The organism is Nocardioides marmotae, from assembly GCF_013177455.1.
Classification (GTDB): Bacteria; Actinomycetota; Actinomycetes; order Propionibacteriales; family Nocardioidaceae; genus Nocardioides; species Nocardioides marmotae.
The window spans coordinates 3773063-3793203 of the sequence record NZ_CP053660.1; the positions used below are offsets into that span (position 1 = coordinate 3773063).

The following is a 20141-nucleotide window of genomic DNA, read 5'->3' on the forward strand; positions in this document are numbered from 1 at the left end:
TTGCGCCCCATGGACCTCGTCCCGAAGCCCGACCAGGTCGTCTCCGCGGCGGGCAACCTGGCCCACAAGCTGCTCTACGGCGGGCTGGCGGACCTGCGCCCCATGCCGCGCACCCTGATCGACGAGGGCACGATGCGCGAGCTGTACCACTACCGGCCGCTCGCGAGCGCCGGTGAGCAGGGCGACCCGGGCGACCCGGTGCTGCTGGTGACCCCGCTGGCCGCGCCCGCGATCTGCTTCGACCTGCGGCGCGGCTGCTCGCTGGTCGAGCACCTGCTCGACACCGGGCGGCCGACGTACCTCGTGGAGTACGGGCAGGTCTCCTTCCGCGACCGCTCGCTCGGCATGGAGCACTGGGTCGAGGACGTCGTGCCGGCGGCGATCCGCGAGGTCTCCCGGCACGCCGGCGGTCGACCCGTCCACGTCGTCGGGTGGTCCCTCGGCGGCATCTTCACGCTGCTCGCCGCGGCCGTCGACGCCGGGCTCCCGGTCGCGTCGCTGACCGCGCTCGGCACGCCGTTCGACGTCTCCCAGGTCCCCCTGGTCGCGCCCCTGCGCCCGCTGCTGAACCTGAACCCCACCGACGGGCGGGGCGCGATCACCCGCGCCTACCAGGCGATGGGCGGCGCGCCGACGCCGCTGGTGCGGTGGGCCTTCCAGCTCAGCTCCTTCCAGAAGCTGGTGACCAAGCCGCTGGCCGTGGCCACCCATCTCGACGACACCGACTTCCTGGCCCAGCTCGAGGCGGTCGACCGGTTCACCGCGAACATGACGGCCTACCCCGGCCGCTCCTTCGGGCAGCTCTACCACCGGTTCGTGAAGGGCAACGTGCTCAAGACCGGCGAGGTCGTGCTCGGGGACCGCACGATCCGGCTGGAGGAGGTCGCCGCGCCGGTGCTGGTCTTCGCCGGCGCCAACGACGGCATCGCGCCCGTCGGCGCGGTCCGCGCGCTGCTGCCGCACCTGAGCTCGTCGGAGGAGGTCCGCTTCGAGATCGTCCCCGGCGGCCACCTCGGCATGCTGACCGGGCGCGGTGCCCGCGGCACCACCTGGGAGGTGCTCGACGAGTGGTTCGAGCAGTGGTCGGGGCGTTCCGCCGCGCGGCCCGATGCCCCGCCGGTGGACGGGCCGGCCGCCGCGAAGGGCGCCGCCAGGAAGGGCACCGTCAAGAAGACCCCGGCCAAGAAGGCGGCGGTGAAGAAGGCGGCGGCGAAGAAGACGGCCGCCAAGAAGACGCCCGCGAAGAAGACGGCAACGAAGAAGACGCCGGCCAAGAAGGCCGCCACCACGAAGACGGCGGCGAAGAAGGCCACCGCGAAGAAGAGCGCGAGCACCAGGACCGCCACCAAGAAGTCCGCCGCCAAGAAGACGACCGCGAGGAAGGCCACGGCGACCCGGACCACGAAGGCCGCCGGCTCGGACGCGATCGGCACGAACCCGACCCGGCGCTACGGCTCCGGCGGCTCCCGGTCGTTGGCGCGCTGAGGTGGCCACGCAGGAGACCTCCCGGGCGGCGGCGTCCGGGCCCCCGGCGGCGCTGCCCCGCGGCGTACGCATCGGCTACGGCTCGGGATCGGTCGCGACCGGCGCCTTCGGCACCGTCCCAGGGCTCATGCTGCTGCCCTTCCTCACCGACTCCCTCGGCATCGCCGCCGTCCTGGCCGGCGTCATCGTGTTCCTGCCCAAGGCATGGGACGTGGTGCTCAACCCGATCGCCGGCCGGATCAGCGACCGGAGCACCGACCCGCGCGGGCCCCGGCGCCCGTTCCTGCTGCGCGCCGGTCTCGTGCTGGCGGCGAGCTTCGCGCTGATCTTCGCCGCGCCGTCGATGGCCACCGGCCTGGAGGCGGCGTGGGTGCTGGTGTGCTTCCTCGGCTGCGCCTCGGCGTACGCGTTCTTCCAGGTCCCCTACGTCGCCATGCCCACCGAGATGACCTCGTCCTACGACGAGCGCACCCGGCTGATGACCTGGCGGGTCGCGATCCTCGCCCTCACGATCCTGGTCGCGGGCGGCACGGCGCCGCTGATCCGCGACGCGGTCGGCGGGCGCGACGGCTACCGCGTCATGGGCGTGGTGATGGCGCTGATCATCCTCGTCGGGGTGGTCTCCTCCTACCTCGGCACGCGCCACGCACCCGTCGGCACCGTCGAGCCCGGCGCCGGCTCGCTGCGCGACCAGCTGCGGATCGTCGCGACCGCGCGGGACTTCCGGCTGCTGCTCACCACCTTCGTGGTCCAGGCGCTGGCGACCGGCGCGATGCTCGCGGGCGTCGACTACCTCGCCGAGGACGTCCTGGCCAGCACCGGCGCCGCGACGGTGCTGTTCCTCTGCTTCGTCGGCCCCGCCCTGCTGCTCACCCCCGCCTGGGCGGCGCTGGGGCAGCGGATCGGCAAGAAGCGCGGGTACGTCGCCTCCTCGGTGCTCCTCGCCGCCGGCGCCGCGCTCGCCGCCTTCTCCGACGTCGCGCCGACCGCGGTGGTCTTCGCCGCGGTCGCCCTCGCCGGCGTGGGGTACGCCGGGTGCCAGGTCTTCCCGATGGCGATGCTCCCCGACGCGGCCGCGGTCGACGCCCGCCGGACCGGCAGCGGCCGCGCCGGCGTCTACACCGGCGTGTGGACCGCCGGCGAGACGCTCGGCCTCGCGCTCGGCCCGGCGGTCTTCGCGCTGGTCCTCGCGCTCGGCGACTACCGCTCCTCCACCGACGGCGCCGCCGCCCAGCCGGACTCGGCGGTCACCGCGATCGTCCTCGGCTTCTCCCTCCTGCCCGCCCTGCTCGTGCTGGTGAGCCTGTGGTGGCTCGCCCGCTACAGCCTCGACGCCGATGAGGTCGACGCATGACCACGACCGACCGCCCCGCCTCCCCCGACGCCGGCGCCACCGCCGGGGAGGTGCTCGACCGGCTCCGCACGCTCCAGCAGGCCGACCTGCCGGTGCACGGCGGCCGCACGCTGGCCTACGTCTACGACTCCGGGCTCGCCGAGGTCGACCGGGTCGGCCGCGAGGCGGTCGCGGCCTATGCCGGCTCCAACGGGCTCGACCCGACCGCGTTCCCCAGCCTGCTGCGGATGGAGAACGACCTGGTCGCCTTCGCCGCCCGCCTGCTCGACGCCCCGGACACCGTGGTCGGGTCGGTCACCTCGGGCGGCACCGAGTCGGTGCTGCTCGCGGTGCAGACCGCCCGCGACGCCCGCCCCGACGTCGCCCGGCCCTCGATGGTCCTGCCCGCCACGGCGCACGCGGCCTTCCACAAGGCCGCCCACTACTTCGGCGTCGAGGCGCGCCTGGTCCCCGTCGGCCCGGACTTCCGCGCCGACGTCGCCGCCACCGCGGCCGCGATCGACGACAGCACCGTGCTGGTGGTCGCCAGCGCGCCGTCGTACGCCCACGGGGTCGTGGATCCCGTCACCGAGCTCGCCGCGCTCGCGAGCAGCCGGGGCATCCGGTGCCACGTCGACGCCTGCATCGGCGGGTGGGTCCTGCCGTACGCCGCGCGGCTGGGCCGCGCCGTGCCGCCGTGGACCTTCGCCGTCGACGGGGTGACGTCGATCAGCGTGGACCTGCACAAGTACGCCTACGCCCCCAAGGGCACCTCCCTCCTGCTGCACCGGACCCCGGCGCTGCGTCGTCCCCAGCTGTTCGCCTCCGCCGCCTGGCCGGGTTACACGATGCTCAACCCGACCATGCAGTCCACCCGCTCGGGCGGCCCCACCGCGGGCGCCTGGGCGGTCGTGCGGACCCTCGGCGACGCCGGCTACGAGCGCCTCACCGCCGACGTCCTCGAGGCCACCGACCAGATCGTGGCAGGGGTCGCCGACATCGACGCGCTGCGCGTGGTGGCGGCCCCCGACTCCACCCTCGTCGCGCTCGCCACCGACGCCACCTGCGACGCCTTCACGGTCTGCGACGAGATGACCGCCCGCGGGTGGTACGTCCAGCCGCAGATGTCCCACGCCGGCCAGCCGCCGACGATCCACCTCTCGGTGAGCGCGGCGACGCTGGCCGGGGTCGGGGACTTCCTCGTGGCGCTGCGCGAGTCCGTCGCGGCCGCCGTCGCCGCCGGCCCCGTGGCGGTCGACGCGGGCGTCGCGGACTACATCCGCTCCCTGGACCCGGCCGCGCTCACCGACGACGACTTCGACGGGCTGCTCGCGGCCTCGGGCCTGGTCGGCGAGGCCGCCGACGGCGGGCTCGCCCTGCCCGAGCGGATGGCCGAGGTCAACGCCATGCTCGACCTGGCCTCCCCCGCGATGCGCGAGGCGCTGCTCGTCACGTTCCTCGACCGGCTCAGCCGGCCGACCTCCGCCTGAGGCCGGGCCTGGAGGGCGGGCGTCGCTTCATCAAGGTATGCAGCCCGACCGGCACTCCCCTGGCGGAGCTGCCCCGGGGAAGTGACGACTCACCTGCATACCTTGATGAACAGCCGCCGGGCGGCAGGACGGCTCAGCGGCGAGGAGCGGTGCGGGCGAACTCGTCGACAGAGGCGAGCGTGTAGGACGCGGCGTCGGTGCCGAGCCCCTGCGCGACCTGGGCGGCGACGGCGCAGCCGAGCTCGGCGGCGCCACGCAGGTCCCGCCCGAGCGCGAGCCCGCGCAGGTAGCCGGCGGAGAACGCGTCGCCGCAGCCGGTCGTGTCGACGACCTCGACGGCGTACGCCGGCACCTCGAAGGTCTCCGCCGCGGTGGCGACGAGCGCGCCCCGGGCGCCCTGGGTGACCGCGACCGTCCCGACGCCGTGGTCGAGCAGGGCCCGGGCGCCGTCGGCCAGCGAGGCGGCCCCGGTCAAGCCGAGCACCTGCTCGTCGTTGGGGAGCAGGTGATCGGTGTGCGGCAGCGCGTCGGCGACCCAGGCCAGCATGTCGGGATCCCCCGGCGCCAGCAGGTCGAGGGAGGTGGTCGCGCCGAGCGAGCGGGCGTGGGCGAGCAGCCGGCCCGCGGCCTCGCCGCCCAGGAACTCCGGGCCGCCGAGGTGGAGGTGGGTGATCCCCTCGAGCGCGCCGAGGTCGAGGTCGTCGAGGGTGAAGGCGCCGTTCGCGCCGATGCAGTGCCACGCGGGGCGCTCGCCGCCCGGCCGGACCGGGATGACCGAGGCGGAGGTCTGGGCCTCGGCCTTGCGGACCAGCCCGGAGACGTCGACGCCCTCGTGCCCGAGCAGCGCGAGCAGGGTCCGCGCGACGGGGTCCTCCCCCACGGCGCCGAAGGCGGAGACCTGCGCCCCGAGCCGGCTGAGCACGACGCCGGTGCCGCCGGCGGTGCCGGCCGGGGACAGCGAGATCCGCTCGACCAGCTGCCCGTCGGAGCGCTCGGGGATCGACTCGACGCCGATCACGTGGGTGTCGAGGACGTGCACCCCGACGGTCGCGACCTTCATGACTCCTCCTGCGGGTCGAGCTCCTGGGGCGTCCCGTAGCGGCGGCGGACGGCGGCCTCGACGACGGCGGCCTGCTGCTGCTCGGTCAGGACGCGCGGCGTGCCGAGGGCCGCGGCCCGGTGGTGCAGCGCGGCCAGCCACTCCAGCAGCTCGGCGTGCTCGACGGCCTTCGCGAGGGTGGGCCCGACCGCGACCGAGCCGTGGTTGGCCAGCAGCGCGGCCTGGCGTCCCTCGAGGGCGGCGGTCACGGCGGCGGCGAGCTCGGGGGTGCCGAAGGTGGCGTACGGCGCGACGCGGACCGCCCCGCCGAGCAGCAGCTGCTGGTAGTGCACCACCGGCAGCTCGTCGAGGACGCAGGCGACCGCTGTCGACCAGGGCGCGTGGGTGTGGACGACCGCGGCGTGGTCGCCGGCGGCGTACGCCCCGAGGTGGAGGTCGAGCTCGGAGGTCGGCCGCAGCCGCCCCTCGACCACGGCGCCGCCGAGGTCGAGGACCGTGACGTCGTCGGGGGTGCAGTCACCGAGCACGACCCCGCTCGCGGTGACCGCCACCCGCTCGCCCGCGCGCAGCGAGACGTTGCCGGCGGTCCCGACGAGCAGGCCCGCCGCGGCGAGGTGGCGCGCGGCGTCCGCGACCGCGCGGCGCATCGCGTCGCTCACGACGCCGCCCGGCTCTCCAGGTACGCCGCCACCATCCAGATCCCCTCCTCGACCGTCTCGGGGTCCCCGTGCAGGTCGTGCTCGAAGGCGAGCTGGAAGACCCGGTCCCCGACCTCGACGGCCAGCTGCGCCATCCGCGGGGTCAGCCCCGCGGCGAGGCCCGACGCGCGGGCCTGCTCGTAGAGGGCCTCGGCGATCTTGGCGTTGTGCTCGCGCCCGAAGCGGTGCACCGCGACGTTGGTGCGGCCCCGCAGGTAGAGCACGACGAAGGCGGCCCGCCGGTGGTAGACCGCGACGAAGGCCTCCATCACGGTGCGCACCAGCGAGGCCAGCGTGACCTCGGCGCCGGACTCCAGCAGCGTGGTGACGTCGCGGGAGACCTGCTCGTCCATCTCCTCCATGTCGCGGGCGGCGAGGGCGACCAGGACGTCGTCCTTGTCGGCGAAGTACTGGTAGAGCGAGGCCACCGGCACGCCCGCCGCCTCGGCGATGTCGCGGGTGGTCAGCGCCTCGACGCCGCGCTCCACGACCAGGCGCGCGGCGGCGTCCAGCATCTTCTCGACCCGCCGCCGGCTCCGCGCCTGCGTCGGCACGCGCCGCGAGGTGGTCGTCACAAGGGGCTCGGCAGGCACGGGAGGAGAGTGTAGGTTACGGACCTGAATCTGACACACCTTCAGGTATCGGAGCGCCCATGCCGCCGTACGACGCCCTCCCGTCGCTCTCCCGCCGCGTCCTGCTGGGGGCCTCGGCCTCCGCGGCGGCCGGCACCGGTCTCGCCACCGCCCTGCCCACGGGCGCGCTCGCGGACCTCGCCGACCCCGCCGGCCGGGTGACCGGGCTCCAGGGCGCGCTCCCCCGCCGGGTGGACGTGGTCGTGGTCGGTGCCGGCATCTCCGGCCTGGTGGCCGCGCGCAAGGTGGCCGCGGGCGGCGCGTCGGTGCTGCTCGTCGAGGCCCGCGACCGGGTCGGCGGCCGGGTGCTCAACCACCGGCTCGAGGCGGGCGGGGTGATCGAGGCCGGCGGCGCGTTCGTCGGCCCGACCCAGGACCACATCCTGCGGCTGGCCAAGGAGCTCGGCGTCCCGACCTTCCGGGAGTACAACACCGGCAGCAGCGTCTACATCTCCTCGCTGACCGGCCGGACGACGTTCACCGGGACCGTCCCGCCGGACCCGACGATCCTCGCCGACGCCGCGGTCCTGCTCTCGCTGATCGACCGGTACGCCGCGGAGATCGACGTCGAGGCGCCCTGGGACCACCCGCGGGCGCGCGAGTGGGACGGGATGAGCCTCGGTGAGTTCATCCGCCGCAGCTCGCTCAACGCCCCCGGCGTCACCAACCTGATCAAGTCCTGGACCCAGCCCGGCTTCGGGGCCGACCCCGACGAGCTGTCCCTGCTCTTCACGCTCTGGTACGTCGCCTGCTCGGGCAACGAGCAGAACGTCGGCACCTTCTCCCGCAACTCCGACACCGCCCAGGGCGCGCAGGAGCGGCGGTTCGTCGGCGGCTCCCAGCTCGTGCCGCTGCGGCTGGCCAAGCGCCTGGGCGACGTCGTGGCGCTGCGCGCACCGGTGCGGCGCATCGAGCAGCGCGACGACCGGGTCCTCGTCCACACCGGCCGCGGCACCGTGCGCGCCCGCCGGGTCGTCGTCGCCGCGCCCCCGCCGCTGGTGCTCGACATCGACTGGTTCCCGCGGCTGCCGGTGCGCCGCACCCAGCTGCTGCGCAGCATGGACATGGGCCGGCTGATGAAGTGCGACGCGGTCTATGAGAAGCCGTTCTGGCGCGAGGCCGGCCTCAACGGCTTCGGCATCAACGACACCGGGGCGGCGCGGGCGGTCTTCGACAACAGCCCCCGCGACGGCAGCCCGGGCGTGCTGCTGGCCTTCGTCGGCGGCTCCACCTGGCGCGAGTACGGCGTGCTGCCGCGCGCCCGCCGCCGCCGGGCCGTGCTCGAGGGTTTCGCCGCGATGTTCGGCGAGCAGGCGCTGCGCCCGATCGAGTACACCGAGCAGGACTGGACCAAGGAGCAGTGGACCCGCGGCGGCCCCACCGCGTTCCACGCGCCCGGCACGCTGGTCGACCACGGCCCGGCGATCCGCCGGCCCTTCGGGCGGGTGCACTGGGCGGGCACCGAGACCTCGACGTACTGGAGCGGCTACATGGACGGCGCGGTCCGCGCCGGCAAGCGCGCCGCGATCGAGGTGCTGGAGAAGCTGTGAACCGGATCGTCGCGCTCCTCGCCGCCCTCGTCCTCGGCCTGCCGCTCCTCGCCACCGCACCCGCCGGCGCCACCGGTGCCACTGGTGCAGCCGGCGCCGCGCCGGCCGCGGCCGAGGTCCCGAAGTGGCGCACCAAGGTCTTCTCGCTGGTGCCCGCGCCGGGCTACCCGGCCTACGTCCACGCCCACACCAACGGCCGGGTCTACGCCGGCACCTACGTCAACGGCTCGGCGACCGGCGTGCCGTCCCGGGTCTTCGAGTGGTCGGCCGGCGGGCAGCTGCTGCGGTCCTGGCCGGTCCCGGGGCAGGTCACCGACGGCAGCCACGGCGTGCAGGTCGCCCAGCAGACCCGCGACGGCCGGCTGGTGGTGCTCGAGACCTCGACCCGGCGCGTGCTCACCCTCGACGTGCGCACCGGTCGGTGGCGACGGGTGGCGACGTTCCCCGAGGGTGCCGTGCCGAACTACGCGGCCTGGGGGCCGCGCGGCGAGCTGTACGTCAGCGACTACGCCCAGCCGATCGTGTGGCGGGTGCCCCCGCGGGGCGGGACGCCGCGCGCGTGGTTCACCGCCCCGGCGCTGGAGGGGACCCAGTTCGGCACGACCGGGCTGGTCTACCGGCCCGGCCGCGGCGACCTGGTGCTCTCCCAGCAGTGGGTCCTCGACGGGTCGCAGCTGCCGACGACCGGCGCGGTCCTCTCGCTCGGCGTCCGCCCGGGCGGCCGGCCCGGGGAGCTGCGCACGCTGTGGCGCTCGGGGCCGATGGAGCTGCCCGACGGGTTCGGCATCGGCCGGTCCGGCCACCTGTACGTCGCCCTGCTGGGCACCAACCAGCTCGTTGAGCTGACCGCCCGCGGCGCCGAGGTGGACCGCTTCCCCGACGTGCCGCTGCTCGGGGAGAACGGCTCGGCGATCCCGTTCGACACTCCCTGCAGCGCGACGTTCCTCGGGACCTCGGTCCTGGTGGCGAACCAGTCGGTCATCACCGGCACGAGCGCGCACCAGGCGATCCTCCGCGTCGAGGTCGGCGAGCGGGGCAAGCGGGTGTTCGTGCCGCAGCGGGCCCGGCTCGGCCGCTGACTCCCTCGACCCGCCCCACGGCGGCGCCGGGCTCCAGCGGCACGAGCCGCGCCCGGGGGCGGCTACCGTCGCCCGCGTGAGCGCGCTCGCCGGACTCGTGGACCAGGGACTCATCGCACCGGACTGGGCGGCAGCCCTCGCGCCGGTGGACGGACGGATCGCGGAGATGGGGCGCTTCCTGCGCGCCGAGGTCGAGGCGGGGCGGGGCTACCTGCCCGCCGGCGAGCACGTCTTCCGCGCGTTCCGCCGACCGCTGTCCGACGTCCGGGTGCTGATCGTGGGGCAGGACCCCTACCCCACGCCCGGCCACCCGATCGGGCTGAGCTTCGCCGTCGACGCCCACGTGCGTCCGATCCCCCGGTCGCTGACCAACATCTACACCGAGCTGCGCAGCGACCTGGGCATCGAGACGCCGGCGCACGGCGACCTCACCGCCTGGGCGGACGCCGGGGTGATGCTGCTCAACCGGGTGCTGACCGTGCAGCCCGGCGCCTCCGCGGCCCACCGCGGCCGCGGCTGGGAGGAGGTCACGGCCTGCGCGATCGAGGCGCTGGTCGCCCGGGGCGGCCCGCTGGCCGCGATCCTGTGGGGCCGCGACGCGCAGTCGCTCAAGCCGATGCTGGGCGCGACGCCGTACGTCGAGTCGGCGCACCCCTCCCCGCTCTCGGCGAGACGCGGCTTCTTCGGGTCGCGGCCGTTCAGCGGCGTCAACGACCTGCTCGCCCGCCAGGGTGCGGACGGAGTGGACTGGCGGCTCCCGCTGGAATAAGGTTGAACTCTCAACCATTGGAGTCGACATGGCCTCTCCCCAGCCGATGCCCGCCCTCTACCTCGGGCACGGCGCTCCCCCGCTCCTCGACGACCCGACCTGGTCGGGCCAGCTCGCCGCCTGGGCGGCCGACCTCCCCCGGCCGACCGCGATCCTGATCGTCAGCGCCCACTGGGAGTCCGCGCCGGTCTCGCTCTCGGCCAGCGGCGCCCCGCTCGTCTACGACTTCGGCGGCTTCGACGCGAAGTACTACCGGATGACCTACGAGACGCCCGACGCGACCGCGCTCGCCCGCCGGGTCGCGGCGATGATGCCGGACGGCGAGCCCGTCCACCAGCACGCCTCCCGCGGGCTCGACCACGGGGCGTGGGTGCCGCTGCGGATCATGTACCCCGACGCCGACATCCCGGTCCTGCAGATGTCGCTGCCCACCCACGACCCCGAGCGCCTGCTCGCCCTGGGCGAGCGGCTGCGGCCGCTGCGCGAGGAGGGCGTGCTGATCATCGGCTCGGGCTTCCTCACCCACGGGCTGCCGTTCCTCACCTCGTGGCGCATCGACGCCGCCGCCCCCGGCTGGTCCTCGGAGTTCGACGCCTGGGCCGGCGAGGCCCTCGCCCGCGGCGACGTGGACACCCTCGCGGCGTACCGCTCGAAGGCGCCCGGCATGCCGTACGCCCACCCCACCGTCGAGCACTACACCCCGCTCTTCGTCACCCTCGGCGCCGCCACCGACCCCGCCACCCCCGGCACCCAGGTCATCGACGGGTTCTGGATGGGGTTGTCGAAGCGGTCGTTGCAGGTGGCGTGAGGGTGGGGCGTGCGTACCACCTATAGGTGGTACGCGACCGCTTCTGGGCCGAAATATTGACCCAGAAGCGGTCGCGATGACCCGGAAGTGACCGCGTGACACCCCATGGAGACACGCGATCGACGCGCGGTCAGCGGATCCGCGTCCGCCGCATCATCTTCAGCCCGGTGAGCATCCCCTTGACGTACTCGTCGTAGTCCTGGCCGGGGCGGGCGCCCATGACCTGCTTCTTCAGCACGGCGAGGTTCTGGACGTCGGTGTACTTCAGCAGGCCCTGGTCGCCGTGGCGGGCGCCGACGCCGGACTGCTTGACGCCGCCGGAGGGGGTGCCCTTGGAGGCATAGGCGGTGGCGAGGGAGTCGTTGACGTTGACGTTGCCGGCGTGGATGCGGCGGGCGACACCGACGGCGCGGTCGACGTCGGCGCCCCACACCGAGGCATTGAGCCCGTAGTCGGTGTCGTTGGCGAGCGCGACCGCCTGGTCGACGCTGCGGTAGGGGTGCAGCGCGACGACCGGCCCGAAGGTCTCCAGGCAGCCGGTGAGCATGTCGCCGGTGACGCCCTCGAGCACGGTCGGCTCGAAGAACGCCGGCCCGATGTCGGGCCGCGGGTTGCCGCCGGTGACGATCGTGGCGCCCTTGGCGACGGCGTCCTGCACGTGGCTGTGCACCCGCCGCATGTGGTCGACCGAGATCAGCGAGCCCAGCTCCGGCTCGAAGTCGTACGCCGCGCCGAGGCGCAGGCTCTCGGCGGCGGCGACGAAGCGGGCCTTCAGCTCGTCGTACCGGCTCTCGGGCAGGTAGATCCGCTCGATGTGCATGCAGATCTGGCCGGTGTTGCCGAAGACGCCGAACAGCGCACCGGTGACCCACTCCTCGGCGTCGACGTCGTCGAGCACGATCATCGGGTTCTTGCCGCCGAGCTCGAGGCAGCAGCCGATGAGGTTGCGGCCGGCGCGCTCGCCGATGACCCGGCCGGTGGCGGTCGAGCCGGTGAACATCACGTAGTTGGCGTTGTCGATGAGCGTCGGCCCGACGTCGGGGCCCTCGCCGCAGACGACCTGGAACAGGCCCTTCGGCAGCCCGGCCTGCTCGAGCAGCGAGATGCCGTAGAGCGGGGAGAGCGCGGTCTTGTTGTCAGGCTTGAGCACGATCGCGTTGCCGGCCATGAGCGCGGGGATCGCGTCGGAGAGGCCGGTGGCGAAGGGGAAGTTCCAGGGCGCGATGATCCCGACGACACCCTTGGGCTGGCGGATCTCGGTGGAGGTCGAGACGACCGGGACGGGGCCACCGCGGGTGACGGGCTTGAGCAGCTTGGGCGCCCGCTTGAGGTAGTGGCTGATCACCATCGGCGGGTCGCAGGTCTCCTCGACGGCCATCCGGCGGTTCTTGCCGCTCTCGGCCTGGATGAGGTCCGCGGTGGTCTGCGCGTTGTCGATGAGCAGCGAGTGCGCCTTCTTGAACACCTTGAGCCGCTTGCGCAGCGGCCAGGAGGCCCACTCCTGCTGCGCGGAGCGGGCGGCGGCGAAGGCGCGCTCGATGTCGGCCGGGGTCGACTGGGGCAGCTGGACCAGCGTCTCACCGGTGTAGACCTCCGTGAGGGCCCACGTCTGCCCGCCCGAGCCGGGCACCCGCGCGACGAGCTCGCGCAGGAAGGAGTCGCTCAGGGTCGCCGGCCGGCGCGGGCGCGCCGGGGCCGCCGGCGTACCCGCGGTGGCCGAGCGGTCCGCGGTGGCGGTCATCTCAGCCCCTCCCGAGGACGAGGTCGGCGCCGCGCTCGCCGATCATGATCGCGGGCGCGTTGGTGTTGCCGCCGGTGATCGACGGCATGATCGAGGCGTCCGCGACGCGGAGCCCCTCGACGCCGCGGACCTTGAGGTCCGGCGTCACGACGGCCAGCTCGTCCACGCCCATCCGGCAGGTGCCGACGCCGTGGTAGACCGAGGTCGCCCGGTTGAGGATCGCCTGGCGCAGCTCGGAGCCGCGCAGGTTGCGGCCGGGGTGGATCTCGTCCTTGATCGCCCCGCCGAACGCCGACGCGCCCATGATCTCCCGGACCGTCTCCGAGCCCTCGGTCAGCAGGTCGAGGTCGGCGGACTCCGCGAGGTACTGCGGGTCGATGAGCGGCGCCGCGGTCGGGTCGGCCGAGGCCAGCCGCAGGGTGCCGCGGCTGCGCGGGTAGATGAGCGTGGTCAGCACCGTCAGGGCCGGCAGCGGGGAGACCTCGTGGCGGATCGGCTCGTCCTGGTTCGGCGTGACGTAGGACCAGGGCAGCAGGTGCAGCTGCAGGTCGGGCACGTTCGTGGCCTGGGAGGACTTCAGGAACGCGAGGATCTCGAAGACGGAGTTGGCCAGGAACGTCGAGCCGGGCCGCGCGACCTCCTTGGCGACGCCCTTGGCGAAGAAGAACGCGTTGCCGCGCATCTTCGAGGTGGTGGCGTGGAAGGTCATCGCGTGGAACATGTGGTCGTGCAGGTTGTCGCCGACCGGGAGGTCCGCGACGACCTGGATGCCGTGGTCCTTGAGGTGCTGGGCGTGACCGACCCCGGAGAGCATGAGGATCTGCGCCGAGCCGACGAAGCCGGCCGAGAGGATGACCTCCTTGCCCGCCCGGATGGTGCGCTGGCTGCCGTCCTTGTCGCGCACCTGGACGCCGGTGGCGCGGCCGTTCTCGATGACGACCTTGGTGACCAGCACCTGGGTCTGCACGTCGAGGGTCGGCGGCGCGAGGTGGTGGATGTAGCCGCGGGAGGCGCTGTAGCGCAGGCCGTCCGCGGCGTTCTGCTGCATCCGCGCGACGCCCTCCTGCGACTCGCCGTTGTAGTCGTCGAGGACCTGGCAGCCGACGGTGTCGGCGGTGGCCTGGAGGAACTGCAGCGACCCCTCCTGCGGGGTCTTGTTGCGGGTGACCTTGATCGGGCCGCCGACGCCGCGGAAGGCGTTCTCCCCGCCCTCGTAGTCCTCCATGCGCTTGTACGCCGCGTTGACCGAGTCGGCGTCCCAGCCCACGCAGCCCTCGGCCGCCCAGGAGTCGTAGTTCGCGCGGTTGCCGCGCACGTAGACCATGCCGTTGACCGAGCTGGAGCCGCCGAGGACCTTGCCGCGCGGGACCGGCATCTTGCGGTCGAGGATGTGCTTCTGCGGGACCGAGTAGTAGCCCCAGTCGTTGAGCCGCTTGATCTTCGGCTCCGCGTGCATCGGGCCGATCATCCCGGGCTTCTTGGTGAGGAACTGGTTGTCGCTCTTGCCCGCCTCCAGCACGATCACGCTGGCACCGGACTCGGCGAGCCGGCCGGCGATCGCCGCTCCGGAGCTGCCGGAGCCGACCACGACGTAGTCGGCTTCGTTCTTCAGGGCTGTCTTGGCCATGTCGTCCCCTGGGGTGATTCGTCGCGCTGGCGGCGGTGCGGCCCGATGAGTTCACATACTCTCGGAATGTGTCGCCGCCCACAGTAGGGCATGACTGGAACTTGTTCTAGTTTGCCGGACCACGGATCGGACGCGAGGATCAACGCCGTGAAGATCCTCTCGATCCAGTCCTCGGTCGCCTACGGGCACGTGGGCAACTCCGCGGCGGTCTTCCCGCTGCAGCGACTGGGCCACGAGGTGTGGCCGGTGCTGACGGTCCACTTCTCCAACCACACCGGGTACGGCGCGTGGCGCGGGCCGCTGCTCGCGCCCGCCGACGTCGCGGACGTGATCGCCGGCATCGAGGACCGCGGCGTGCTCGGCGAGGCCGACGCGGTGCTCTCGGGCTACCAGGGCGACCCGGCCGTCGGCGCGGTCGTGCTCGACGCCGTCGCGAAGGTCAAGGCGGCCAACCCCGACGCGGTCTACTGCTGCGACCCGGTCATGGGCGACGTGGGGCGCGGCATGTTCGTGAAGCCGGGCATCCCCGAGTACATGCGCGACACCGTCGTCCCGCGCGCCGACATCGTCACGCCCAACCACTTCGAGCTCGACTTCCTCGCGGGCCGGGCGACCACCACGCTCGAGGAGGTCCTCGCGGCCGTCGACGTCGTGCGCGACCGCGGGCCGCGCGACGTCCTGGTCACCAGCGTGCTGCACGACGACGTGCCCGCGGGCTCCCTCGACGTCGTCGCCGTCTCCGACGCCGGCGCCTGGGTGGTGACCACCCCGCTGCTGCCCATCGCCCCGAACGGCTGCGGCGACGTCACCGCCGCGCTCTACCTCGCGCACCTGCGCTCGACCGGCTCCCCGGCCGAGGCGCTCTCGCGCACGACCTCGTCGGTCTTCGCGGTGCTCGAGGCGACCATCGCCGCGGGCACCCGCGAGATCCAGCTGGTCGCCGCGCAGGACGCGATCGCCTCGCCGCCGGCATCCTTCGAGGTCCGTCAGGTCCGCTGACCCGGCGGGACCGACCCCTCAGGCGTCGGACCCAGGAGCCGGCCCCGGCGCTTGGCTCAGCCGCCGACCATCATCAGCGCGGCCAGGAAGGCCAGTGCCGGGATGAGCCAGAGCATCCCCAGGGCGATCATCGTGTCGCGGCCCTCCGGGGCCGCGGTGGTGCTCGGTGCAGACGTCTGCGCTGCCATCGTGGAACCACTCCCCTGATCGGTTGCCGAGCCGATACCCGAGGCCCCCGCGAGACATGCCGGTCCCAGCCGATCCGGGCGGATGTCACACGCCGACGAGGGACGCGACGGGGGCAGCGGAGCCGGTGACAGGAGTCGAACCCGCGACATCCTCTTTACAAGAGAGGCGCTCTACCAACTGAGCTACACCGGCGCGGCCGGGGCGACGCGAGGTCGGCCCGGCCGCGCACATGCTAGTCGGCGGGCCGGGGGCGGGGATCAGCCCATGCCGCCGTCGAAGGCGAGGACCGCGCCGGTGATCATCCGGGCGGCGGGCGAGGCGAGGTAGCCGATCGACTCGGCGATCTCCGCCGGGGAGATGGCCGGGCCGGGGAGCATCATGATCAGCCGGTCCGCGACGCGGGGGTCCATGTCGGCGGGCATGATCCCGGCGACGTGGGTGACGATCGGGGTGTCCACGGTGCCGGGGCAGACCGCGTTGACGCGGATGCCCTCCGGGGAGAGCTCGAGCGCCAGCGACCGGGTCAGCTGGGTCAGCCCGCCCTTCGCGGCGGCGTACGCGACGGCGTACGGCTGGGGGATGCGGCCGGCGACCGAGCTGACGTTGACGACGTTGCCGCCGCAGGCGCGCAGGTGCGGCAGCGCGGCCTGGATCATCATGAACGGGCCCTTGAGGTCGATCGCGTGGACGCGGTCCCACTCGGCGTCGGTGATCTGGTCGAAGTGGCCGAACTGCACGACGCCGGCCACGTTGGCGAGCACGTCGATCCGCCCGTGCTGCGCGCACCCGGCGATCGCGGCCTCGACGGACTCGCGGGAGGCGACGTTGCACTCGACGTACGTGACCCCCTCGGGCGCGCCGGGCTGGACGTCGAGGCCGAAGACGGTGGCCCCCTGGTCGCGGAAGAGCTCGGCGGTGGCGCGGCCGATGCCGGAGGCGGCCCCGGTGACGACGACGACGCGCGGCTGGTCGGCGCCGGCGGAGGAGGAGGGGGCGGGAGCGGAGGTCATGCGCGGACCGTACTGGAACACGTTCTATTTCGACCACTGGTCCGGCCGCTCGTCCGTGCCAGGGGCGGGGCGAGTTGGCTCCCCCGGCGCCCGCGGAGGAACCTGGGGCCCGTGAGCCTGCTGCACGAACCGCACCACGACGGGTCCCCGCTCTACCTCGAGCACGAGGCGCCCACGCTGGGCTGGACGGTCAAGGTGCGCGTCCGGACCGCCGCCAGCGACCCGGTCGACCAGGTCTGGCTCCGCACGACGTACGACGCCGAGCCGGTCTTCCACGCCTGCGGGCCGGTCGAGCGCGACGAGCACACGGTCTGGTGGGAGGGCGAGCTGCCCGTGCACAACCCCGTGGCGCACTACCGCTTCCTCCTCGGCACCGCCAGCGGCACCCCCGAGGCCGACCAGCGCTGGCTGACCGCGGCCGGCGTGCACCGCCACGACGTGCCCGACACCTTCGACTTCCGGGTCTCCACCTACGCCCCGGCGCCGGACTGGGGCCGCGACGGCGTCGTCTACCAGGTCTTCCCCGACCGCTTCGCGCGCAGCGCCGCGGCCGCCGAGCGCCCGACCCCGGGCTGGGCGGTGCCCGCGGACTGGGACGACGAGGTCGTCTTCGAGGGCTCCGACCCGCGGACGCCCACCCAGCTCTTCGGCGGCGACCTCGACGGCGTCGTCGAGCACCTCGACCACCTCGCGGAGGTCGGCGTCTCGGTGGTCTACACGACGCCGGTCTTCCCGGGGGAGAGCAACCACCGCTACAACGCCTCCACCTTCGACGGCGTCGACCCGCTGCTCGGCGGCGACGAGGCCTACGCCCGGCTCTCCACCGCCGTCCACGAGCGTGGCTGGCGGCTGCTCGGCGACCTGACCACCAACCACACCGGCGACACCCACGAGTGGTTCCGCGCGGCCGCCGCCGACCCGGCCTCGCCGACCCGCGACTGGTACTACTTCAACCACGACGGCTCCTACGAGTGCTGGATGGGCCACGGCACGCTGCCCAAGCTCAACCTGGCCGACCGCGCGCTGCGCTCGGCGATGGTCGAGGGCCCCGACTCGGTGGTCGCCCGCTGGCTGCGGCCGCCGTTCGCGGTCGACGGGTGGCGCATCGATGTCGCCAACATGACCGGCCGGCTCGGCGCGATCGACGTCAACCACGACGTCGCCCGGGCCGTGCGCCGCACCGCCGAGGCCGAGCGGCCCGACGCGCTGGTCATCGGCGAGCACAACCACGACGCCTCCGGCGACATCGACGGCGACGGCTGGCACGGCACGATGAACTACTCCGGCTTCTCCTGGCCCGTCTGGTCCTGGGTGCGCGACCCCGCCTCCCCCGCGCGGCCCTTCGGCCGCCCGCTGCCGGTGCCGCGCCGTCCCGGACCGCTGGTGCTGCGGTCCTTCCGCGAGTGGCTGGCCCGCTTCGGCTGGCGCGCGGCGAGCCAGTCGTGGAACATCCTCGGCTCCCACGACAGCGCCCGCATCCGCACCGTCGCCGGCTCCCCGGAGGTGCACCGGGTCGCGGCCGGGCTCCAGTTCACGCTGCCCGGCGTGCCGATGCTGTTCGCCGGCGACGAGATCGGCCTCGAGGGCGTGCTCGGCGAGGACTCCCGCCGGCCGATGCCCTGGGACCGCCGCGAGGACTGGGACCACGCCACGCTGGCGACGTACGCCGCCCTGGCCGCCGCGCGCCGCGACCACGACGCGCTGCGCCGCGGCGGGCTCCGGTGGGCGCACGTCGACGACGACGCGCTCGTCTTCGTCCGCGAGCACCCGTCGGGCTCGGTGCTCGTCTGCGCCCGTCGCGCGGGCGGCCCGGCGATCGACCTGGAGGCGGGCCTGCTCGGCTTCGCCGACGGCACGCCGGTGCTGGCCACCGAGGGCGACCTGGCGCCGCTGACCGAGGCCGGCGGCACGGTCACCCTCCCGGCCGCCGAAGGCCCCGGCGTCTGGCTCTGGCGGGTCTAGTCTCGGGGCGTGGCCCTCCACGTCGTCGCCCACCGGCCCGACCCGGCGATCATGCAGCTGCCGTGGTCGGTGCCACTGGAGGAGTGGGACGAGCGGTACGTCGTGCCGCTCCCCCGCGGCCTGTCCCGGCACGTCGTGCGCATCGTGCGCCTGGGCGCCGCGACGTACGCCGTCAAGGAGACCGTCGAGGCGATCGCGTTCCGCGAGTACCGCCTGCTGCGGGACCTCCAGCGCCTCGGCCTGCCCGCGGTGATGCCGCAGGGCGTGGTCACCGGGCGGGTCGACCCCGCCGGGGAGGAGCTGCCCGCCGCGCTGCTGACCCAGCACCTGCGGTTCTCGCTTCCGTACCGCAGCCTGTTCAGCCACGGCACGACCGCCGAGGGGCTGCCCTCGCTGGTCGACGCGATGGTCGTGCTGCTCGTGCGGCTGCACCTGGCCGACTTCTTCTGGGGCGACGTCTCGCTCAGCAACGTGCTCTTCCGCCGCGACGCCGGCGGGTTCGCGGCGTACCTCGTCGACGCCGAGACCGGCGAGCTGCGCCCCTCGCTGTCGCGCCAGATGCGCGAGCACGACGTCACCATCGCCACCGAGAACGTCTTCGCCGAGCTGCTCGACCTCCAGGCCAGCCGGCTCGTGCGCGACGAGGTGCCGGCCGATCAGATCGTCGCGCTGCTCCAGCGGCGCTACCACGAGCTCTGGGACGAGCTGACCGGCGCCGAGGAGTTCTCCGCTCGCGAGATGTGGCGCATCGAGCAGCGCATCGAACGGCTCAACAAGCTCGGCTTCGACGTCGAGGAGCTCGACATCGTCACCGACTTCGACGGCGACACCGTGCGGATCCAGCCCCGTGCCGTCGAGCTGGGCCACCACCGCCGCGAGCTGCGCTCGCTGACCGGCCTCGACGTCGAGGACGCCCAGGCCCAGCGACTGCTCAACGACATCGCGCGGTTCACCGCCCACCGCGGCCTGGGCCGCGAGGACCGCGTGCTCGTCGCGAGCCGCTGGCTGACCGAGGTCTTCGAGCCGCTGATGGCGATGGTGCCGCCCGAGGCCCGCGGCAAGCTCGAGCCCGCCGAGATCTTCCACGAGGTGCTGGTGCACCGGTGGTACCTCTCCGAGCGCGCCGGCCACGAGGTCGACCTGTTCGAGACCGCCCGCGACTACATCGAGACGGTCCTCGCCAGCAAGCCCGAGGAAGCACTCACCCCCGAGCCGGACTGAGCGTCCCGCGGTCGCTCGGGTCCGGCGACGGCGCGGGTGTCGGAGTCACCGGTTAACCGGTGACTCCTGCACTTATCGGGGCAGATCTCCCCTGAGAAGTGCAGGACTCGCGTCAACGCCGGGACGGATGGGGCTGGCGGTGCTTTTGGGGCTGGTAGGGCCAGGAGCGAGTGGCTCGGCTACTGACGTCATGCGGATGGAGCAAGCGGGTGCACGCTCCGCATGACGTCCGCCGGATCGAGACCGGCCGGCCCGTGGATCGATGGACACCTCTCCCCCGGCCGCCGCCGCGCCGGAGGTCCGCCCGCAGGACGAGTACGCCGCGCAGGTCGGGGCCGGAGGCGGACGACGGGCGGGCAGGCCCGGTCGTGGTTGGGTCTGGCGGGCCGGAGCGAGGCACGAGCGCAGGCCTGGTAGACCGGGCCTGCTCGTCCGGCGGGAGCCGCAGGCCCCGACCCCCACCCGGCGTACGCCGGCCAGGAGCAGAG

At 73.9% G+C, this 20141-nt stretch carries 17 protein-coding genes and 1 tRNA gene; 10 read left to right on the forward strand and 8 right to left on the reverse strand.

Features of this window, described 5'->3' with window-relative positions; all coding sequences use genetic code 11:
* Positions 1–9: 9 nt before the first annotated feature.
* From HPC71_RS17925 to HPC71_RS17935, 3 genes are read left to right on the forward strand one after another with little or no spacing between them, the layout of a single operon-like run.
* Positions 10–1485, forward strand: coding sequence for an alpha/beta fold hydrolase (locus HPC71_RS17925; protein WP_154615390.1), 1476 nt, complete (start codon positions 10–12; stop codon positions 1483–1485).
* A 1-nt stretch (position 1486) separates the two neighbouring features.
* Positions 1487–2839 carry an MFS transporter gene (locus HPC71_RS17930; RefSeq protein ID WP_171897007.1) on the forward strand — a complete coding sequence of 451 codons (1353 nt, stop codon included), beginning with the start codon at positions 1487–1489 and terminating at the stop codon, positions 2837–2839.
* The gene (locus tag HPC71_RS17935) at positions 2836–4308 is read left to right on the forward strand and encodes a pyridoxal phosphate-dependent decarboxylase family protein (RefSeq protein ID WP_154615388.1); all 1473 of its coding nucleotides are present in this window, start codon (positions 2836–2838) and stop codon (positions 4306–4308) included. The genes HPC71_RS17930 and HPC71_RS17935 overlap by 4 nt, the downstream gene beginning before the upstream one ends.
* Before the next feature lie 133 nt (positions 4309–4441).
* On the opposite strand, the gene HPC71_RS17940 is transcribed toward HPC71_RS17935, so the two are convergent.
* From HPC71_RS17940 to HPC71_RS17950, 3 genes are read right to left on the reverse strand one after another with little or no spacing between them, the layout of a single operon-like run.
* The gene (locus tag HPC71_RS17940) at positions 4442–5368 is read right to left on the reverse strand and encodes a carbohydrate kinase family protein (RefSeq protein ID WP_154615386.1); all 927 of its coding nucleotides are present in this window, start codon (positions 5366–5368) and stop codon (positions 4442–4444) included.
* A complete protein-coding gene (locus tag HPC71_RS17945; protein ID WP_253943774.1) occupies positions 5365–6027 on the reverse strand; it encodes a class II aldolase/adducin family protein in 663 nt (220 codons plus the stop codon). Before HPC71_RS17945 ends, HPC71_RS17940 begins: the two co-directional genes overlap by 4 nt.
* Complete coding sequence (locus tag HPC71_RS17950; protein WP_154615384.1) at positions 6024–6659, reverse strand: TetR/AcrR family transcriptional regulator; 636 nt, start codon at positions 6657–6659, stop codon at positions 6024–6026. The genes HPC71_RS17945 and HPC71_RS17950 overlap by 4 nt, the downstream gene beginning before the upstream one ends.
* A 59-nt stretch (positions 6660–6718) precedes the next feature.
* Between HPC71_RS17950 and HPC71_RS17955 the strand changes: the two genes are divergently transcribed.
* From HPC71_RS17955 to HPC71_RS17970, 4 genes are all read left to right on the forward strand, one after another.
* The gene (locus tag HPC71_RS17955; RefSeq protein WP_154615382.1) at positions 6719–8248 is read left to right on the forward strand and encodes a flavin monoamine oxidase family protein; all 1530 of its coding nucleotides are present in this window, start codon (positions 6719–6721) and stop codon (positions 8246–8248) included.
* Positions 8245–9327, forward strand: a complete 1083-nt coding sequence (locus tag HPC71_RS17960; RefSeq protein ID WP_154615380.1) for an SMP-30/gluconolactonase/LRE family protein — start codon at positions 8245–8247, stop codon at positions 9325–9327. Before HPC71_RS17955 ends, HPC71_RS17960 begins: the two co-directional genes overlap by 4 nt.
* A 76-nt stretch (positions 9328–9403) precedes the next feature.
* Positions 9404–10096, forward strand: coding sequence for a uracil-DNA glycosylase (locus HPC71_RS17965; protein WP_171897008.1), 693 nt, complete (start codon positions 9404–9406; stop codon positions 10094–10096).
* Between the two features lie 28 nt (positions 10097–10124).
* Entirely contained in the window at positions 10125–10904 is a 780-nt protein-coding gene (locus HPC71_RS17970) for a dioxygenase family protein (RefSeq protein WP_230084377.1), read from the forward strand.
* Between the two features lie 130 nt (positions 10905–11034).
* Here the strand turns inward: HPC71_RS17970 and HPC71_RS17975 are convergent, their stop codons facing one another.
* Positions 11035–12645 (reverse strand): succinic semialdehyde dehydrogenase, encoded by a 1611-nt coding sequence (locus HPC71_RS17975; RefSeq protein ID WP_154615378.1) that lies wholly within the window; start codon positions 12643–12645, stop codon positions 11035–11037.
* A 1-nt stretch (position 12646) separates the two neighbouring features.
* Complete coding sequence (locus tag HPC71_RS17980; RefSeq protein ID WP_154615376.1) at positions 12647–14272, reverse strand: GMC family oxidoreductase; 1626 nt, start codon at positions 14270–14272, stop codon at positions 12647–12649.
* Between the two features lie 147 nt (positions 14273–14419).
* On the opposite strand from HPC71_RS17980, the gene pdxY reads away from it, so the two are divergent.
* Positions 14420–15271, forward strand: coding sequence for a pyridoxal kinase PdxY (gene pdxY, locus HPC71_RS17985; RefSeq protein WP_171897009.1), 852 nt, complete (start codon positions 14420–14422; stop codon positions 15269–15271).
* Positions 15272–15327: 56 nt separating this feature from the next.
* Here the strand turns inward: pdxY and HPC71_RS21190 are convergent, their stop codons facing one another.
* The 3 genes from HPC71_RS21190 to HPC71_RS17995 all read right to left on the reverse strand — a co-directional run bounded on the left by HPC71_RS21190 (position 15328) and on the right by HPC71_RS17995 (position 16470).
* Positions 15328–15459 (reverse strand): hypothetical protein, encoded by a 132-nt coding sequence (locus HPC71_RS21190; protein ID WP_257866217.1) that lies wholly within the window; start codon positions 15457–15459, stop codon positions 15328–15330.
* Positions 15460–15579: 120 nt separating this feature from the next.
* Positions 15580–15652: transfer RNA gene (locus HPC71_RS17990), tRNA-Thr, on the reverse strand.
* A gap of 65 nt (positions 15653–15717) precedes the next feature.
* On the reverse strand, positions 15718–16470 hold the full coding sequence (locus HPC71_RS17995; RefSeq protein WP_154615372.1) for an SDR family NAD(P)-dependent oxidoreductase: 753 nt from the start codon (positions 16468–16470) through the stop codon (positions 15718–15720).
* Positions 16471–16581: 111 nt separating this feature from the next.
* Here HPC71_RS17995 and HPC71_RS18000 point away from each other — a divergent pair, with 111 nt between their 5' ends.
* Both HPC71_RS18000 and HPC71_RS18005 read left to right on the forward strand, forming a co-directional pair.
* Positions 16582–18432 (forward strand): glycoside hydrolase family 13 protein, encoded by a 1851-nt coding sequence (locus HPC71_RS18000; RefSeq protein WP_171897010.1) that lies wholly within the window; start codon positions 16582–16584, stop codon positions 18430–18432.
* Between the two features lie 9 nt (positions 18433–18441).
* Complete coding sequence (locus HPC71_RS18005; RefSeq protein WP_171897011.1) at positions 18442–19653, forward strand: DUF4032 domain-containing protein; 1212 nt, start codon at positions 18442–18444, stop codon at positions 19651–19653.
* Positions 19654–20141: the final 488 nt, after the last annotated feature.

Bases quoted from the DNA above. Each gene is read 5' to 3' on its own strand.
- HPC71_RS17925 (WP_154615390.1), top strand. From the start codon at position 10: ATGGACCTCGTCCCGAAGCCCGACCAGGTCGTCTCCGCGGCGGGCAAC.
- HPC71_RS17935 (WP_154615388.1), top strand. From the start codon at position 2,836: ATGACCACGACCGACCGCCCCGCCTCCCCCGACGCCGGCGCCACCGCC.
- HPC71_RS17940 (WP_154615386.1), bottom strand. From the start codon at position 5,368: ATGAAGGTCGCGACCGTCGGGGTGCACGTCCTCGACACCCACGTGATC.
- HPC71_RS17955 (WP_154615382.1), top strand. From the start codon at position 6,719: ATGCCGCCGTACGACGCCCTCCCGTCGCTCTCCCGCCGCGTCCTGCTG.
- HPC71_RS17970 (WP_230084377.1), top strand. From the start codon at position 10,125: ATGGCCTCTCCCCAGCCGATGCCCGCCCTCTACCTCGGGCACGGCGCT.
- HPC71_RS17975 (WP_154615378.1), bottom strand. From the start codon at position 12,645: ATGACCGCCACCGCGGACCGCTCGGCCACCGCGGGTACGCCGGCGGCC.
- HPC71_RS17980 (WP_154615376.1), bottom strand. From the start codon at position 14,272: ATGGCCAAGACAGCCCTGAAGAACGAAGCCGACTACGTCGTGGTCGGC.
- HPC71_RS21190 (WP_257866217.1), bottom strand. From the start codon at position 15,459: ATGGCAGCGCAGACGTCTGCACCGAGCACCACCGCGGCCCCGGAGGGC.
- HPC71_RS17995 (WP_154615372.1), bottom strand. From the start codon at position 16,470: ATGACCTCCGCTCCCGCCCCCTCCTCCTCCGCCGGCGCCGACCAGCCG.